Annotated in this window: 22 protein-coding genes and 1 pseudogene; 7 read left to right on the top strand and 16 right to left on the bottom strand. The window is 41.2% G+C overall.

Features of this window, described 5'->3' with window-relative positions:
- Positions 1 to 111: pseudogene (locus IM322_RS15145) on the bottom strand (transposase); the annotation flags it as partial.
- A 257-nt stretch (positions 112 to 368) separates the two neighbouring features.
- On the opposite strand from IM322_RS15145, the gene IM322_RS15140 reads away from it, so the two are divergent.
- Together IM322_RS15140 and IM322_RS15135 are read left to right on the top strand one after the other, a co-directional pair.
- Positions 369 to 575: a hypothetical protein gene (locus IM322_RS15140; RefSeq protein ID WP_287672789.1), complete on the top strand. Its 207-nt coding sequence runs from the start codon at positions 369 to 371 to the stop codon at positions 573 to 575.
- 41 nt (positions 576 to 616) lie between these two features.
- A complete protein-coding gene (locus tag IM322_RS15135; RefSeq protein ID WP_287672788.1) occupies positions 617 to 1,516 on the top strand; it encodes an amino acid ABC transporter substrate-binding protein in 900 nt (299 codons plus the stop codon).
- Between the two features lie 84 nt (positions 1,517 to 1,600).
- Here the strand turns inward: IM322_RS15135 and IM322_RS15130 are convergent, their stop codons facing one another.
- The 4 genes from IM322_RS15130 to IM322_RS15115 all read right to left on the bottom strand — a co-directional run bounded on the left by IM322_RS15130 (position 1,601) and on the right by IM322_RS15115 (position 3,894).
- Positions 1,601 to 1,915 (bottom strand): hypothetical protein, encoded by a 315-nt coding sequence (locus tag IM322_RS15130; RefSeq protein WP_287672786.1) that lies wholly within the window; start codon positions 1,913 to 1,915, stop codon positions 1,601 to 1,603.
- A gap of 252 nt (positions 1,916 to 2,167) precedes the next feature.
- Positions 2,168 to 2,503, bottom strand: coding sequence for a type II toxin-antitoxin system PemK/MazF family toxin (locus IM322_RS15125; protein ID WP_002768260.1), 336 nt, complete (start codon positions 2,501 to 2,503; stop codon positions 2,168 to 2,170).
- A complete protein-coding gene (locus IM322_RS15120; protein ID WP_287672784.1) occupies positions 2,504 to 2,758 on the bottom strand; it encodes a hypothetical protein in 255 nt (84 codons plus the stop codon).
- A 401-nt stretch (positions 2,759 to 3,159) separates the two neighbouring features.
- On the bottom strand, positions 3,160 to 3,894 hold the full coding sequence (locus IM322_RS15115; protein WP_287672783.1) for a PEP-CTERM sorting domain-containing protein: 735 nt from the start codon (positions 3,892 to 3,894) through the stop codon (positions 3,160 to 3,162).
- Between the two features lie 405 nt (positions 3,895 to 4,299).
- Here IM322_RS15115 and sipA point away from each other — a divergent pair, with 405 nt between their 5' ends.
- Both sipA and IM322_RS15105 read left to right on the top strand, forming a co-directional pair.
- Complete coding sequence (sipA, locus tag IM322_RS15110) at positions 4,300 to 4,512, top strand: regulatory protein SipA (RefSeq protein WP_043995397.1); 213 nt, start codon at positions 4,300 to 4,302, stop codon at positions 4,510 to 4,512.
- A gap of 66 nt (positions 4,513 to 4,578) precedes the next feature.
- Positions 4,579 to 5,529 (top strand): glycosyltransferase family protein, encoded by a 951-nt coding sequence (locus IM322_RS15105; RefSeq protein WP_287672782.1) that lies wholly within the window; start codon positions 4,579 to 4,581, stop codon positions 5,527 to 5,529.
- Here the strand turns inward: IM322_RS15105 and IM322_RS15100 are convergent.
- From IM322_RS15100 to IM322_RS15060, 9 genes are all read right to left on the bottom strand, one after another.
- Positions 5,516 to 7,117 (bottom strand): peptide ligase PGM1-related protein, encoded by a 1,602-nt coding sequence (locus tag IM322_RS15100; RefSeq protein WP_287672792.1) that lies wholly within the window; start codon positions 7,115 to 7,117, stop codon positions 5,516 to 5,518. The two genes, IM322_RS15105 and IM322_RS15100, sit on opposite strands and share 14 nt — an antisense overlap.
- A 167-nt stretch (positions 7,118 to 7,284) precedes the next feature.
- Positions 7,285 to 7,413 (bottom strand): photosystem I reaction center subunit IX, encoded by a 129-nt coding sequence (gene psaJ / locus IM322_RS15095; protein ID WP_002738148.1) that lies wholly within the window; start codon positions 7,411 to 7,413, stop codon positions 7,285 to 7,287.
- 45 nt (positions 7,414 to 7,458) lie between these two features.
- Positions 7,459 to 7,953: a photosystem I reaction center subunit III gene (locus IM322_RS15090; RefSeq protein ID WP_045362915.1), complete on the bottom strand. Its 495-nt coding sequence runs from the start codon at positions 7,951 to 7,953 to the stop codon at positions 7,459 to 7,461.
- Positions 7,954 to 8,085: 132 nt separating this feature from the next.
- Positions 8,086 to 8,505: a secondary thiamine-phosphate synthase enzyme YjbQ gene (locus IM322_RS15085; protein WP_045362918.1), complete on the bottom strand. Its 420-nt coding sequence runs from the start codon at positions 8,503 to 8,505 to the stop codon at positions 8,086 to 8,088.
- A 10-nt stretch (positions 8,506 to 8,515) separates the two neighbouring features.
- On the bottom strand, positions 8,516 to 9,316 hold the full coding sequence (gene cobA, locus IM322_RS15080) for a uroporphyrinogen-III C-methyltransferase (protein ID WP_287672778.1): 801 nt from the start codon (positions 9,314 to 9,316) through the stop codon (positions 8,516 to 8,518).
- A gap of 270 nt (positions 9,317 to 9,586) precedes the next feature.
- Positions 9,587 to 9,877, bottom strand: coding sequence for an addiction module antidote protein (locus tag IM322_RS15075; RefSeq protein ID WP_002757266.1), 291 nt, complete (start codon positions 9,875 to 9,877; stop codon positions 9,587 to 9,589).
- 9 nt (positions 9,878 to 9,886) lie between these two features.
- Positions 9,887 to 10,177: a type II toxin-antitoxin system RelE/ParE family toxin gene (locus tag IM322_RS15070; RefSeq protein WP_287672775.1), complete on the bottom strand. Its 291-nt coding sequence runs from the start codon at positions 10,175 to 10,177 to the stop codon at positions 9,887 to 9,889.
- A 200-nt stretch (positions 10,178 to 10,377) separates the two neighbouring features.
- A complete protein-coding gene (locus IM322_RS15065; protein WP_287672773.1) occupies positions 10,378 to 10,641 on the bottom strand; it encodes a DUF2442 domain-containing protein in 264 nt (87 codons plus the stop codon).
- Positions 10,601 to 10,840, bottom strand: coding sequence for a DUF4160 domain-containing protein (locus tag IM322_RS15060; RefSeq protein WP_287672772.1), 240 nt, complete (start codon positions 10,838 to 10,840; stop codon positions 10,601 to 10,603). The genes IM322_RS15065 and IM322_RS15060 overlap by 41 nt, the downstream gene beginning before the upstream one ends.
- A gap of 441 nt (positions 10,841 to 11,281) precedes the next feature.
- Here IM322_RS15060 and IM322_RS15055 point away from each other — a divergent pair, with 441 nt between their 5' ends.
- Both IM322_RS15055 and IM322_RS15050 read left to right on the top strand, forming a co-directional pair.
- On the top strand, positions 11,282 to 11,572 hold the full coding sequence (locus tag IM322_RS15055; protein ID WP_002770783.1) for a nucleotidyltransferase family protein: 291 nt from the start codon (positions 11,282 to 11,284) through the stop codon (positions 11,570 to 11,572).
- Between the two features lie 46 nt (positions 11,573 to 11,618).
- Complete coding sequence (locus IM322_RS15050) at positions 11,619 to 11,912, top strand: HepT-like ribonuclease domain-containing protein (RefSeq protein ID WP_353737519.1); 294 nt, start codon at positions 11,619 to 11,621, stop codon at positions 11,910 to 11,912.
- Between the two features lie 61 nt (positions 11,913 to 11,973).
- On the opposite strand, the gene IM322_RS23750 is transcribed toward IM322_RS15050, so the two are convergent.
- A complete protein-coding gene (locus tag IM322_RS23750) occupies positions 11,974 to 12,474 on the bottom strand; it encodes a PEP-CTERM sorting domain-containing protein (protein ID WP_502863182.1) in 501 nt (166 codons plus the stop codon).
- Between the two features lie 140 nt (positions 12,475 to 12,614).
- Positions 12,615 to 13,010, bottom strand: coding sequence for a hypothetical protein (locus IM322_RS15040; RefSeq protein ID WP_287672770.1), 396 nt, complete (start codon positions 13,008 to 13,010; stop codon positions 12,615 to 12,617).
- Between the two features lie 212 nt (positions 13,011 to 13,222).
- Here IM322_RS15040 and IM322_RS15035 point away from each other — a divergent pair, with 212 nt between their 5' ends.
- On the top strand, positions 13,223 to 13,723 hold the full coding sequence (locus tag IM322_RS15035) for a helix-turn-helix domain-containing protein (RefSeq protein ID WP_287672769.1): 501 nt from the start codon (positions 13,223 to 13,225) through the stop codon (positions 13,721 to 13,723).
- Positions 13,724 to 14,250 lie beyond the last annotated feature (527 nt).

Here is a 14,250-nt window from a genome sequence, read left to right as displayed (position 1 = left end):
CATCCAAAGCCTTAAAGCCTTATTACGGATGAATTGTACTGTACGAATAGCTTCATCAATGGCAGAACACTGATTTGGTTTGACCACTGCTTTCATTTCTAAGACAATCATTGTTTATCGACCTCAAACAACTTATTTTATATTAACCTGTATAGCACAAATTGTCAAGATTTTGTAAACACCGAAGCTCTTACATTGAGCCTTTACATTGAGCGTGTCGAAATGTGTCGAAATGTGTCGAAATGTGGACACTGAGCCTGTCGAAGTGCTGTTTTATACTGGTCGGGGTTTCATCCCGTCGCTAAAAGCGAGGGTCTTCACCCCGACATTCAAGATAAAGATAACCGACTAAATTGGAATTAAAAACTATGCGACTTAAGCGATGGGAGTCCCCCCGCCGGCAGGGACGTAACGACAAAGGCAAAGGCGGTTCGGCCCGACAGCGACAACTGAAAAAACAATTTAAAATGTTGTCGAAAAAACTAAAAGGGGGAGAGAGTAACATCTCTCCTCTTTTTTTGTCCGCAGCAATCGCCGCTAAAAAATCTTCCCCTGGGAAACTCTCGGTCTCCTGAAACAGTCGGAGACTTGAGCAACTTTCAGATTAGGAAAAAAAATGAAGCGTACACTTGCCGTCATGACGATGACAGTAGCTTTAACCGTCACCAGTAACCATTCTAGCCTTGCGGGAGCAATCTTCGATCGCATTCAAAAAACTGGGGTAATTACTGCCGGCGCTCGTAAAGATGCTATTCCCTTTGGTTTTGTCAACTCCCAGGGCAAGTGGGTGGGTTACAGCCTTGATATGTTAGAGTTAATTCGCAAGGAAACCGAACGGAAGTTAGGAAAACCAATTAAGTTAAAAATTGTTGAGATTACTCCCCAAAATCGTTTTGAAAAGTTGAAAACAGGGGTTATCGATATCGAATGTGGCTCCACTACTTTTACTTGGAAAAGAGAAAATGAAGTGGATTTTTCCGTTAGTTACTTTGCCAGTGGCACTCAATTACTCACCCGCAAAGGTAGTAATCTCGATGACATCGGTAGCTTGGCAGGCAGACGCATTGGAGTAATTGCCAATACTACTAATGAAGCAGTAATTAAAACCCAACAACCCGCCGCTATTTTGGTCAAAGTTAAAAATCGTGGCGAGGGTTTACAAAAACTAGAAACGGGAGAAATTGATGGTTTTGCCAGTGATGGCATTACCCTAGAAGGTTTAAGGAAAAGCGCTAAAAATCCCAATAATTTAGCCATAGTTCCCTCCTATCCCTACGCCTACGAATCCTATGCCTGTACTTTACCCGAAAATGATTCTAAATGGCGCGATACAGTGAATTATACGCTATTAAAATTCATGGAAGGGATCGTTAGTGACCAACAACAAGCGGTGACAATTTATGAACGTTGGTTTGGTGAAGATGGTGTTGTTCCCTATTCCAGAGAGACTATTAATGATTATTTTCAAGGTATTGTCAACACCTACGAATGGATTCCTTTAACTGTATTTCCCTAAAATTAAGACCTTTTCAGGGACCAGTTGAAAAAGGCAAGAGGCAAAAGTATTGATTAATTTGTCTCCCTAAGACTCTTGTTGACCCTAGTAAATCCTGTTTAAAAGGTATAGAAAAGAAAATAGGAAAGTGGGGAGAAGGGAGCGGGTTTTTAAAGTTGTATTTGTTATTAATTCGACTAAAACAGCGTCATGATTGATGGATGTGTCAGTATAGCCACTTCCTTTGGGTGCGGGAGATAAGTGAAAAGATTTTTTCGGTTTGGATAAATAGCCTTTCGCTATTAAAAATGATTCTATAGCCGTTTGTACTGTATCAGAAGACGATACCTTATGCTCTTGATTGTAGGCGGCTAGAGCATTAATTATGGTGGTGGGTAGCTCAATCGTCACCTGTTGCATAACCAAAATCCTCTTGATTTAATTATGTCCCTATTATACAATAAACCCCCTCAACTGACTGAATGAAGGGGCATTAATTCTACTTTGGTAAGCAATTTAGCCTACTTTTGTGGTTTAGTTCTCGTCGGATTTAGAGGGTTTTAGTTTGCGTTTCAGAGTTGAAGCTGCGCCGAGTGTACTGATTACCAGGAGACTTAATTTTTAAGTTTTCCAGAAAGAAAATTCAACTAATTAAACATTCCTATTAGTGTTTTATGTTAAATCTAATGTATATCGCATCGCTTCTTCCAATTGCTGTAAATAACTAGAAGAAAGTGTCCCCAACTGTCGCTGAAGTCGTTGTCTATCAATAACAACAATTTGATAACATAAGGCTACTGATTCCTGATTTAAGCCTCCCTGTCCTGCGGGAATAACCATTGTTCCGGGGATTTGTGCGCGACGTAAATTACTGGTTAATGGAATTACAACAACAGTGCTAGTGAAGCGATCAATATTGTTATGTTGGACAATAATAACAGGTCGAATACCAGCTTGTTCTGAACCACGACTCGGATTCAAATCAGCTAGATAAATATCGCCTCGCATTTATTTCTTATCCTCTTGTTCGAGGTGAGATAAATAATCGGGTAAAATAATTTCTGAAAAGCTAATATCCTCTTGAGCAAATTCATTTTGTAACGATTGTGCTTCTGCATCTGAAATATTATCCCATTTCTGAAAACGTGAATTTCTTTGTAAGGATTGGGCGAATTCAAGGACTTTTTGCTGTTTTTCTAGCGGTAAAGTCTTAATACTTTGCAAAATCTGGTCTTGAAGATTATTAATATGGGTGATAGACATTGCAACTTTTACTATATTTACACTAGGCCGACTATTCTACCACAAAAAACGCTCTTGTTGTCAATTAGTTAGGGTCTGCTGAAAAAGTTTTTCCTGGGGGTAGGAGTCAGGAGTCAGGAGTCAGGAGTCAGGAGTTTCAGGCTTTGTTGCCCTTGTTTTTTGTACCAAGTGATGTACTATAAAAAGGATAATGCAAGGTTTTTGAAAGTCCCAATCCTATTTTCGCAGCATGAACATCGGACTTTAACAGGTCAAAAGCTTTATTTTAAAAGGGTTTTACCATTATTCAGCAGACCCTAAATAATAGACAATAAACAATAGACAAAAAATAAACCCCCTCAACTGACTGAATGAAGGAGAATTTATCGTATTTTGTGGGCAATTTAGCCTACTTTTGTGGTTTAGTTTTCCTCGGATTTAGAGGATTTTAGTTTGCGCTTGAGGGTTGAAGCTGCACCTAATGCACCAAAGGAGCCAATAGCTAAAAGTCCAGCAGTTGAAGTGGGTTCAGGCACTTGTATAGCCCCAACGCAGCTACCGGGGCAACCGCCATAGTAATAGCCTGCCGGCAGGCCAAGGGGGAAGTCGATACCAAAATCCGACCGGGTGAATACTTGATAGAGCTCTATTTCAGTTCCCTCTTGGACCTGGAAAACTAAGCCCCCAAAGGAAAATTTACCGGCTGTATTCCCAGGTGGAAGCACTCCTGGAGCAAAGCCACCATCGGGATTGTAAAGGTTATCCGAAGGTGAGTGGGGAATCAAGTCTATGACTGGGGTTACACCATCGCCTTCAGGTGGAGGGACAGGTGCATTAAAAACGCCAGAGCCTGCGGGAAGTATTCCAATAATAGGGTTAGTAACATTCTCCGTTCCCGTCACGCCAAGGATTTTGTAGCCTGTAAAGGTATAAGCTGGAGAAGTTAAAAGACTGGTTGGATCAGTGTAAGAAGGGGCGTTTATTGTTGTAAGCGTGTCCTCCGTAGTCAGATTCAGATCATATAAATCATCGCCAGGAAAAGTGGAAAAGACGAACCTGAAGCTAAGTTGAGCAGCCTGAGCAGGACTTGTAGATAGTCCGATGAGTGCAGTGGTTACAGCCGCTCCAAGAATCGCGGCTGAGATGCTGTTTTTCATTTCTTACTCCTGAGTAGTGTTTTTTGTATGTAAGCTTGTGGTCTTAGCTTTGAGGCTATTAGCCTACTTTTGTCGTTTCTTTGCCAGGTCGGGCGGCACCCCAACCCGACGCCGAGGAAAGACAGCCGAATTGTACACATTCCCCCCCCCCGCAACTGTATCAAAAGATACAATTTGATAAATCTTTACATTCTTCTCCCCAACTAGCGATTCAGATTTTGGTTTTTTTGGTTGTACTGATTGCGATCGCCACCCTCGCCGCTAGGTCAGGCAACACCCCAACCCAATGCCAAAGGCGGATGGCAACAGCTTACACAACACCTATTCCCTGGGGAATCTATCTTGAGAATGATTTGAAATATGCTAAGTTGAGATGTTATGTCACGATCGCATCTAGCCAGTACCATGAGTGAAATTAGCGTCGGGGGAAAAGTCCGTCTGATTGCCATTCCCCCTTACCTGAAAACCGCCGATCCTATGCCTATGTTACGGCCGCCAGAGCTGCTCAATATCGACGATATCGGCACGGTTATCGATCGCCGGCCGGGGGGTTATTGGGGTGTAAAATTCGATCGAGGCTCTTTTCTGCTCGATAGCAAATATTTAGAAGCTATTTAAACCAGTTAAGTGCATCGCGGTCAAGACAACTTTGATAAATCACAACCAAATCTAAAGAGTTAATTTATGTCCAATACTTTTCTATCGATCGTTATCCCGATGCGCGAGGGATTTGGCGAACATTGGCTAGGAGAATTGTTGAAAGTCAAGGGAGATATAGAATTTATTTTAGTTCATCCTCCCGGGGTCAAACCTTCGCCGGTGAATGATCCACGCATGAAACAGATTGTCTGTGCTTTACGAGGTGAAATTATTCAAAGAAGTACAGGATTTTTAAATGCCAGAGGTACTTATATTCTCACCATCAATTGCGATGAATATTTACACCCTGAGATCGTCACCTTAGTCACAGACTATTTTGACCGCTTTCCCAATAGTTGGGTATTACGATTAGCCAGATGTGGATTTCCCTACGGTGAACGAGAAAAATTAGAGAGTTCTTGGCCAACAATTCCCGATGTAAAAAGTTTAGCTATCTGTAGCAGAAGAGAGAATAATAGTAACTTATTTAAAGAGAATACTTATTTATTAGAAGCACCGATCGCTCCTTTAGATAATCCTTTTAATCCTAGCGCCCTGATCGGGAAACGTCGAGATCACAAGGGTCCTCACATGGAAAACTTTGATAAAAAAGTTTGGAAAAACGAACTGGTACAACCGGCAGTTAAAGAGATTACCGCTTCCATGAGTGTCACTGGCCCGATTAAATATATTCCCTTTTGGTGTTTAGATAGATTACTGGGTTTATATATTCAGGCCAAGTTTTTTGAGCAAGGTAAAACTATCGGTCATTGGCTGCCAGAAATAGCCGAACAACTGCGGATTGAAGATAATCCTCCTGAGTATAAAAGAACTAAACGTTTTTACTTTATTGCCGAGGTGATTCTCCTGAGAAATTTCCCTAAATACGGTTATCTTTGGAATTTAATTCTCGCTCAAGCGACGGAAGTACCCGGACGAGCTATCGATTCCCTAAAACGCAAATTCTTGCCAGAAAAACCTTCTATATCCAAGTGATCGGTAATCCAGAATAATAATAACCTAAATTTATGGAACTATGCTCTGTTTCCCAATCTAAAACCTGTTCCACACGCTGATAAATTGCCGCAGCTTCCTCACTAGAATTACCGATACAAGTTAACCCTAATTTACCAAATTCTGACAGCGCACCCATGAGATGAAAAACTGTTCCTGTTTTACTGCTACTATCAAAATGTAAGCGATGTTTAGCAATAATATCCATTAAATCATCGGGAAGTAAACCTTTGTATTGGGGTTTGTGGAGATTATCGGAGGCAATATAGTGTTTTTCTTGGTGAGGTTGACTGAAAAATAATCCAGTTTCTTGATCGTATTTACCATTAGTTAAAAGCTTCAAAGTCATGAAAGGATGGGTGGTTCCTCCTTTTCGCAGATTAATTTCGATCGCCTGTAAATCCCAGACTAAAGTTTCTGGATTTTTCACAGCGACGAAATCAACCCCATAGCGTTCAATTGCCCCCTTGGCTGCCAGAATTTCCCCTATTTTTAGGCCTAATTCCTGTAATTGTAGGCGATAATTTTCATCGGCAGGAAAATGACAACCTAGATAAATTTGACCATCGGGACCCCCTAAAATTTGATCGTGAGTGGAAAGAATATTCACTTCTCCCGTGGGTGTAATATAACCTTGCACACTTGGCGATCGCTTTTCTTCTCCTTCAATAAAAGCTTCGACAATTGCCCCTAATTCAGCAATTTTGCCAGAAAAACTGTCCCAATTTTCATCCCTTGCTTGAAAACTCATCTTCTCTAATTGTTTGGCCAAGAGATTCATTCTCTCGCTTAAATCTAGACTGTTACTATCAACAATTCCCGCTAAAGGACGTAAATCTAAAACTGCATTTCCTTCTCCCGATAACCCCTCATTTAACTTAACTACCATGCGTTTTAGTTGCGGTTGACGAGACCACAAACTAGCGGCTTCGTATAACAAATCCTTGACCGTATTTACCTGTAAACTACCGTCAGGATGGGGAATATTGCCTTGACCAAAAATCTCGCGACTGCCACTTTTAGAACCCCAATACAATAAGTCTGGACTACAGGCAAATAAAGGAATATCTAATTGTAAAGACAATTCTCGCTCTAAATTAGTAGAATTAAAACAAACCATGTAGGCACGATCTCGACGCAACGCTTGCCGGATTCTTGCTACTAAGCGCGGTCTTTCCAGAATTTTTTGGGTTAAAGGTTGAAAAGAGCTATCGTGAGTTGTCAGTAATAACAGACGATTATTAGCATGGGAAAAAGGAATCCCCGGCAACAATTGCAGGTAATAATCAATCACCATCCGCGAAAGTGGCTGCGCTGTTACATAGATTAAACGAGTTTTCGGGTGTCGCAACCGAATCAGAGAAAATAATAATCTTTCTTCGTAATGTAAAAAACCCGCTACTTTTTGACCGACTCTCTGATCGATACTAAAAGAAGGGACAACTAGGATATCATAATCCCATTCATCGGATTCGGGAACGTTTTCTCCCTGCCAAATCTCTTTTAATTTTTCTTGTAATTCTTGATAGCGCAGCCGCTTTCCTAGCATCAAATCTCTATCTAATACCATGGTTTGTCCCACCTCTGTGGTTGCAGACATCTGTTATCTTATCGATTTTTAGAGCCTGTCGTCTCCAGTGTCTTTCTTTTCTTAATATTCCCCCAATCCCTCCGCTCATTGCCATTAAAAAGGGATACAGTCGATTCTGTATCCCCTTTAATCACCTGAGATTGCCTTTAACCTAGCGGGTGGAATAAGAGATCGGGATAAAAGCGATTAAATTCGATTAAAATCCCGGCGGTGAAAGTCAGCAGCGCCATAATTAACACGGGTGCGGACGAGAGAAATTTAGTAAGTCCTTCCATCTGAGTTCTCCTAGGGAATAAAAAGTCAAGGGTTTGACACAAAAATTAACGAGGGGAAACGGTAATTTCCGAATCCTTAACGGTTAATTTACCGGAAGTGGCTTCTTGTAAAGCGGCCAACGGCCAGAGGAAACCCGTTAACATTTTGCTCAAAGCGAGGGGAACATCGATGATGATTTCCTTCATTTCGGCATCTTTGCTGTCGCGCACGGCGATTAAATAGGCCCGACCAACCCAACCGATCCAACCGGTAATGTACAGGAATAGGATGCTAGGGATAAAGAAATCGCCCATGTGATCCCAACGACCATCCACAATTAGGTGAGGATAGCCTTCCGGTCCACAGAGAGCTTGGGAGTAGGTTTGAGCGCGTTTGGCTCCCGATTCGGGGTCGAGAGTGGTGTTGCGGAAACTCTTCGCTTTTTGTAGGAAAGCGGGATTTTCGCTACAAGGGGTCAGATTAGACAAATCAGCCGACGCTGGAGCGGCAAAGGTGAACCAGAGAGATAGCACCAGGGCCAGAGCGAACAATTTTCGCATAAATTGTTTCCTTTTGTTACGAAATATGAAGTTCTTTGTTCAAAAAGCGAACAATTTGATCGTACACGGAAAAAATCTTACTCCGATGAGGGGTGCGAGTAAAGTTTCTATTACAAAACTATACGCAACACTTCAGACCCCCGTGATATGAACCACCACTTGCCTTTGGTGACGACTCTGACGGTGTTCCCAGAGATAGATACCTTGCCATATCCCTAAAACTAATTTACCCCTAGCGATCGGGATTTGTTCCGATGTCCGGGTGAGGACCGAGCGAATATGAGCGGGCATATCGTCTGGCCCTTCGGTAGAGTGATAGTAGAGACTGCTATCTTCTGGGACTAACTTAGCGAAGAAATTGGCCAAATCGGTGAGAACATCGGGATCGGCATTTTCTTGGATCAGCAAGGAAGCGGAGGTGTGACAGACAAAGACACTGCATAATCCCGTCGTTATGCCCGATTCAGCCACGATCGCTTCTATGGGGGCAGTAAGACGATGGAAATTCTTGGGACTGGTGGTAATCGTCAGGGATTTTTGATATTGACGCATGGGAACCGGATCAGAGAGAAATGGGGGTGGGGGGGATTGTCCTGGAGAGCAAAGGTTGTCCCGCTTGTAAGAGATCGTGAAGGTCCACCACTGCACCGATAACAGCGATCGCTGGGGCTTCAAAGCCGGTGGCTTCGATCTGGTCCATAATCGTGGTGAAAGTACCGATTAACTGCTGTTGTTGCGGTGTTGTTCCCCAGCGAATCAGGGCGATCGGTGTTTCTGGACTTCTGCCGGCCTTGGTTAACTCGCCGATAATATAGGGTAAATTATGCACACCCATGTAAACGACAATTGTTTCTGCGCCATGGGCGATCGCTGACCAGTTAACCTGGGGACGATATTTACCCGCCATCTCGTGGCCGGTGACGAAAGTAACGGAAGAACTATAATTGCGATGGGTGAGGGGAATACCGGCATAGGCAGGCACGGCAATTCCTGAAGTGATCCCCGGCACGATCTCGACGCTAATTCCGGCCGCGATCAGATCGAGCATTTCTTCGCCCCCGCGACCGAAAACAAAGGGATCACCCCCCTTGAGACGAACAACCACGGTATTAGTCTGGGCCTTCTCGATCAGTAAAGCGGCGATTTCCTCCTGTACCAGAGAATGACGACTGCGACGCTTACCCGCATGGATTTGTTCGGCCCGGTGGTTAATCATGGCTAGAATCGACGGACTGACTAGGGCATCATAGAGGACAACATCGGCATTTTCTAAGAGAACTTTCGCTTTTAAGGTCAACAAACCGGGATCCCCGGGACCCGCACCGACGAGATAAACCTTACCGCAACTTTCTGATTGATTCATAGATACTGGGGAGAAAATTCTTGCTTCGATCGAATGCGCTTGATCCCTACTTTATTCTGACTGGGGCAAAATTTGGTATTTTTGACTACAGTTACGCGGCGATCATGCGCTTTCTTCTTGAAGAATTATGATCTTAACATTACTTAACCCTTAATCTAGCGATCGCTCTGATACCAAATCCCGTTTAACAGGTATGGGGGAGAGCGGGATTTTAAGGTTGGATTGGGAGTTAATCATGCTATTAAAAACCGATTCAGTATAACGGCGAAGTTAGGCAATTGGTACGACTTGGAGGCGTAACCCAAGTGATTGTAAGACCTTAAGAACTGTGGCAAACTCTGGATTGCCTTCGATTGACAAAGCTTTATAGAGACTTTCACGCCCCAACCCTGTTTCACGGGCAATATGTGTCATCCCTTTGGATCGAGCAATATCACCTAATGCTGCTACCACTAAGCTTGGATCGCCATCTTCAAGGGCTGCTTCAAGATATGCAGCTATATCTTCTTTTGTTTCGAGATGTTCTGCCGCATCCCAAGGATAGGTTTGGATAGTAGCCATAAAAATCTCCTATAAGTCTTGTGCTAAATTTAATGCTGTTTTGATGTCCCGTTCTTGAGTTTGCTTATCTCCTGCTGCCAAGAGGATGATCAAGGTCTCTCCTCGCTGAATGAAATACACCCGATAGCCTGGTCCATAATCGATCCGCAGTTCCGATACACCTTTTCCTACTGGTTTAACATCGCCTGGATTGCCCATAGACAGGCGGCGAACACGAATATCTATACGTGCTTTTGCTTGATGATCCCGCAAATTGCTAAACCACTGAGAGTAGGTTTCGGTCTGGCGAATTTCAATCATGCCTTAAGTGTATCCTATGGGATACAGAAGGACAAGCAATAAAAATAAGGTGCGTTACATTTTATGAACGCACCCTACCAGATCGGCGATCGCACTTACAGCCAATGAATGTCCATGGTGCGTTCCCCAAAAATCTATTAGTGGAGCGGTAGAAGTTGCATTAGGGAACGCACCCTACAAGATCGGCGATAGCGATCGCACTAGAATTTAGCTTTTAATGGAAATCTCTCAGGATTTTTAATAATTTCTTTGCTTAAATCTACATCTAAATCTGGCCAATAAAAATGATTAGGAAAAGGCTCTTGTATATTTAAAATTTGTCTAATAGGTACATCTTGAAACCAAGGAAAATCTTGATAAGAAAGAAACATTTCTTCGTTGTTTGCCAGAATCCATATTCCATGGGAAGAAATATGAGTTACTTCAGCTTGAGAAGTGTTTTGTCCAAGCATTTCTAAGTTCATTTTGTCGTTCCTCAACAATAGTTTCTATCGCTTGCAGTTGTTTTCGAGATAGGTTATGATTACGAGCTAATTCAATTTGTGGTTCAAGCCAAAATTTAGCTTCTCCTTCTGCACAATGAACATGAACGTGCATTCTTGTTTCTTCGCGGGAAAAGAAAAAGAAGCGATAGCCATCTTCTCGGAAAACAGTTGGACTCATCAGAAATCTAATCAGGATGATTGATGCTTACCCTTTATTTATCATAGCAAATATTAAGTTAAAAATACACTACGGAGAAGTAAGAGCATAAAAAATCCCCCTTAACTGGTCTAAAATTAAGGGGAAATGAGTTATAGTAAAAGGCAATTTAACCGACGTTAGTGGGTTCTTTTTCGGTTGAATGAGAGCGTTTTACTTTGCATTTATGGATAAAATAGGAGCAAAAGCTCAAGCTAAAGGTCTAAGGGAAGAGAAACTAGCAGAGTTGTTAGGAGATGAATCGTGTTAAGCTAAACGGCGCTTAACCTGCATGATCCAATAGCTATAACCCTTTTGGAGTCTATATCGGTGATCCGAAGTAAAAGCCGTTTAGCTTATTAATGTTGTCCATGAGATAACCATTAAGATTATAATGAAGTAATCAGATTTCAGGAAATAGTCATGAAACGAGATGAGGTACTAACAATTCTCGCAACACACCGAGAACAATTAGAAAAACTAGGGGTAAAATCTCTGTCTCTATTTGGTTCAGTAGCAAGGGATGAAGCACGTTTTGACAGTGATGTAGATTTATTGGTAGAATTTAGTAAAGCGGTAGGGTTATTTGAGTTTATCGAGGTACGACTTTACTTAGAAGATATATTAGGATGTTCTGTTGATTTAGGGACTCAAGATTCTTTAAAAGAACATTTACGACAACCTGTATTAAAGGATGTGATTAATGCCTTTTAGAGATTGGCAACTTCGTCTTCAAGATATTATTGAATCCATTGATTAAATCTTGGAATGGACGGCTAATATGACCTTTGAAGATTTTAGCTCAAATCGAGTGACTCTTAAAGCAGTTCTTTATAATTTAGGAATTATTGGTGAGGCATCTAGAAATATTCCTAGTGATATACAATTGCGTTATTCTCAAATTCCTTGGCGTTTAATGGGAGATATGCGAAATGTCATTTTTCATGAATATTTTCAGGTAGAATTGGCAATTGTTTGGCGGACGATTGAAAATAATCTAGCTCCATTGCGTTCACAATTACAGGAAATTTTAGAAAATGAAGCCGAAAATTAATCTATAAAAATCCCCCCTAACTTATTCAATTAAGGGGGAATGAGTTATATAAAAAGGCAATTTAACCGACGTTATTGGGTTCTTTTTCGAGGGAATGAGAGCGTTTTACTTTGCGTTTTAAGGTTGCACCTGCACCAAGTATTCCAAGAGAAAGAAGACTTAGGGTTGAGTTTGGTTCGGGGATTCGACAATTTCCAGTACCGCAAGTATCGCTGACAATCACTAGGCTTTCTCCATAGGTAATTGGAGTCAAATTATTGATTTGAGCATCAGTTAAATTAGCAAAATAATTGGCAATTACATCAACCGCAAACGAGTCTAACTCCCAATCATTAATCAGTTGTTGTTCTGTAGGAAGAAATATTCCAGCCGCTTCCATATCTCGAATTGCTATAACATCACTAGCTGAAATTTCTAAATTATAAAAGTTAGGGAACTCAGCTTTAAGCAAGGGAATATATATGTCTAAGGCACTACCCACACCCTTGAGACTTGGACTGACCTGATTTTCAAATTCACTTAGCCATAAAGTTTGATTTGCAACATCAGTTGCGGTTCCCACAAGTTTTGCTCCTGCCAGACGATCACGAGACTGACTAATTCCCTTAGCATTTTGAACTAAGCTAAACGGCGCTTAACCTGCATGATCCAATAGCTATAACCCTTTTGGAGTCTATATCGGTGATCCGAAGTAAAAGCCGTTTAGCTTACAACACTTACAGCAGTGATTACACCTATAGCAGCTTGATTTAATTCTGTTGATGCGGTTGGATCTGTTGAAAAAGAGGGGATTATTAAGAGCGGATCAGCTTTTAGAGCATAATTAATTAAGTCTGGAGGATCGCCAAAGCCTAACAAACCACACATATAGCTTACTCCTATTTCTGCTGTTGCTCCCACTCCTAAAACAGCTGCACCAGCTACAGGGGTGCCAGCAATTCCTGCTGCAACAGCACTCCCTGCCGTCGTCACAGCAAGTCCACCAGTTAACCATCCAGCGTTTGCTGGTGCAGAATAAAAACTATCAATTATCGCAACTGAGATAATTGATAAAAAGACAGATGGCACAATTTTTTTAGACAGAAAACCACTTTTCATAGTTGAAACTTCACTAAAGTTATAACAGGACAGATGCCTACATTATCAACGACAAAAATTAACTTTCAAGACTTTTAAAGTTATATAAAGACAGATAAAGCAGTATTAAGAAAAATAACTTAAATCTAAAAATAACATTAAATTGACCGTACACCTTATAATGTCATATAATGTCAGGTAAAAGCTTATTAATCTGGATTCTGTGTTTAAAAATGAACAATTTTGATATTCACTCTTTAATTACAACTGTTGATAATCTCATCTTTTCCTATACAGGAGAGAATTTAGATGATGTTCAGTCTGAAATTCTAGAAGGGGTGATTAATCACCAAAAATATACAGAAATCGCTAAAAGTCATCATCGTTCCGAGAAATATGTCAAGGATGTAGCCGGTAAGCTATGGAAAACCTTATCGGAAATTCTAGGAGAAGAAGTTAATAAAGCCAATCTTAGGTCTAGTCTGCGAAGATATTATTATAATGTCTCTCATAACTTTAATGTAATAAATCCCGTACAAATTAATAAAGGTCATATCTGTAATCAACTACCAGAAAATCAATTACAAAAATCTAATCTTGCTGAAGAATATAAACTCGAAATCGCCACAGAATTGATAAAAGAAGGCTTAACCGTCGAACAAATTGCTAGAGTATTAAAACTTCCCTTAGAATCAGTTAAAGAGCAACTCGAAAAACCTAAGCAACCTAATTAGAAGTTAGATTGACAGTGGTAGAGGGTGTTAAGCTATCGTTACAGCAGTTATCTCAATAGTGAGATACGAAGTTTTCGTTTTGGGGAGCCAGTCGTCAATAAGTAGTCGTGCAAAATTAATTTCCTAGTCGAGACAGGAGACAGGAGACAGGAGACGGGAGACGGGAGACAGCTATTAGGGATCGGATTTGAGTTTTCAGTTCACTGTTTCCTCACACCAGAATTCTGACGGAGTAGTGGCTTAGATGTGTAATTAATTTTGCTTAGGTACTTACTAAATTAGCTTATACTTCGTGTTGATCCGAAACTCCCCCTTGACAAAAGGCCATAACCTGTGCTTTGGGAGGGATTAAGAGAATTTCTGATGCCCCCTTACCCGTAGGGTTGATTCATTTAAATTAAGTACAGCGGATTTTGAGTCAATAAATTTGACTGAAGATTCTCAAGTTTATCTTTCTCTAACCAAAAGAGTTAGTCACAATAACTAATCTTTAATCCTCTGCCAATATTTATTATGAATAAATTGAT

It is taken from the genome of Microcystis sp. M109S1 (genome assembly GCF_020247025.1).
Lineage (GTDB): Bacteria > Cyanobacteriota > Cyanobacteriia > Cyanobacteriales > Microcystaceae > Microcystis.
This window is presented reverse-complemented; position numbering and strand designations above follow the sequence as displayed.

Coding starts and splice junctions, on each gene's coding strand:
- IM322_RS15055 (WP_002770783.1), top strand. CDS start 11,282: ATGAAACGAGATGAGGTACTAACAATTCTCGCAACACACCGAGAACAA.
- IM322_RS15100 (WP_287672792.1), bottom strand. CDS start 7,117: ATGGTATTAGATAGAGATTTGATGCTAGGAAAGCGGCTGCGCTATCAA.
- psaJ (WP_002738148.1), bottom strand. CDS start 7,413: ATGGAAGGACTTACTAAATTTCTCTCGTCCGCACCCGTGTTAATTATG.
- sipA (WP_043995397.1), top strand. CDS start 4,300: ATGAGTGAAATTAGCGTCGGGGGAAAAGTCCGTCTGATTGCCATTCCC.
- IM322_RS15120 (WP_287672784.1), bottom strand. CDS start 2,758: ATGTCTATCACCCATATTAATAATCTTCAAGACCAGATTTTGCAAAGT.
- IM322_RS15130 (WP_287672786.1), bottom strand. CDS start 1,915: ATGCAACAGGTGACGATTGAGCTACCCACCACCATAATTAATGCTCTA.
- IM322_RS15105 (WP_287672782.1), top strand. CDS start 4,579: ATGTCCAATACTTTTCTATCGATCGTTATCCCGATGCGCGAGGGATTT.
- IM322_RS15040 (WP_287672770.1), bottom strand. CDS start 13,010: ATGAAAAGTGGTTTTCTGTCTAAAAAAATTGTGCCATCTGTCTTTTTA.
- cobA (WP_287672778.1), bottom strand. CDS start 9,316: ATGAATCAATCAGAAAGTTGCGGTAAGGTTTATCTCGTCGGTGCGGGT.
- IM322_RS15035 (WP_287672769.1), top strand. CDS start 13,223: ATGAACAATTTTGATATTCACTCTTTAATTACAACTGTTGATAATCTC.
- IM322_RS15115 (WP_287672783.1), bottom strand. CDS start 3,894: ATGAAAAACAGCATCTCAGCCGCGATTCTTGGAGCGGCTGTAACCACT.
- IM322_RS15090 (WP_045362915.1), bottom strand. CDS start 7,953: ATGCGAAAATTGTTCGCTCTGGCCCTGGTGCTATCTCTCTGGTTCACC.
- IM322_RS15070 (WP_287672775.1), bottom strand. CDS start 10,177: ATGATTGAAATTCGCCAGACCGAAACCTACTCTCAGTGGTTTAGCAAT.
- IM322_RS15085 (WP_045362918.1), bottom strand. CDS start 8,505: ATGCGTCAATATCAAAAATCCCTGACGATTACCACCAGTCCCAAGAAT.
- IM322_RS15060 (WP_287672772.1), bottom strand. CDS start 10,840: ATGAGTCCAACTGTTTTCCGAGAAGATGGCTATCGCTTCTTTTTCTTT.
- IM322_RS15125 (WP_002768260.1), bottom strand. CDS start 2,503: ATGCGAGGCGATATTTATCTAGCTGATTTGAATCCGAGTCGTGGTTCA.
- IM322_RS15140 (WP_287672789.1), top strand. CDS start 369: ATGCGACTTAAGCGATGGGAGTCCCCCCGCCGGCAGGGACGTAACGAC.
- IM322_RS15065 (WP_287672773.1), bottom strand. CDS start 10,641: ATGAACTTAGAAATGCTTGGACAAAACACTTCTCAAGCTGAAGTAACT.
- IM322_RS15075 (WP_002757266.1), bottom strand. CDS start 9,877: ATGGCTACTATCCAAACCTATCCTTGGGATGCGGCAGAACATCTCGAA.
- IM322_RS15135 (WP_287672788.1), top strand. CDS start 617: ATGAAGCGTACACTTGCCGTCATGACGATGACAGTAGCTTTAACCGTC.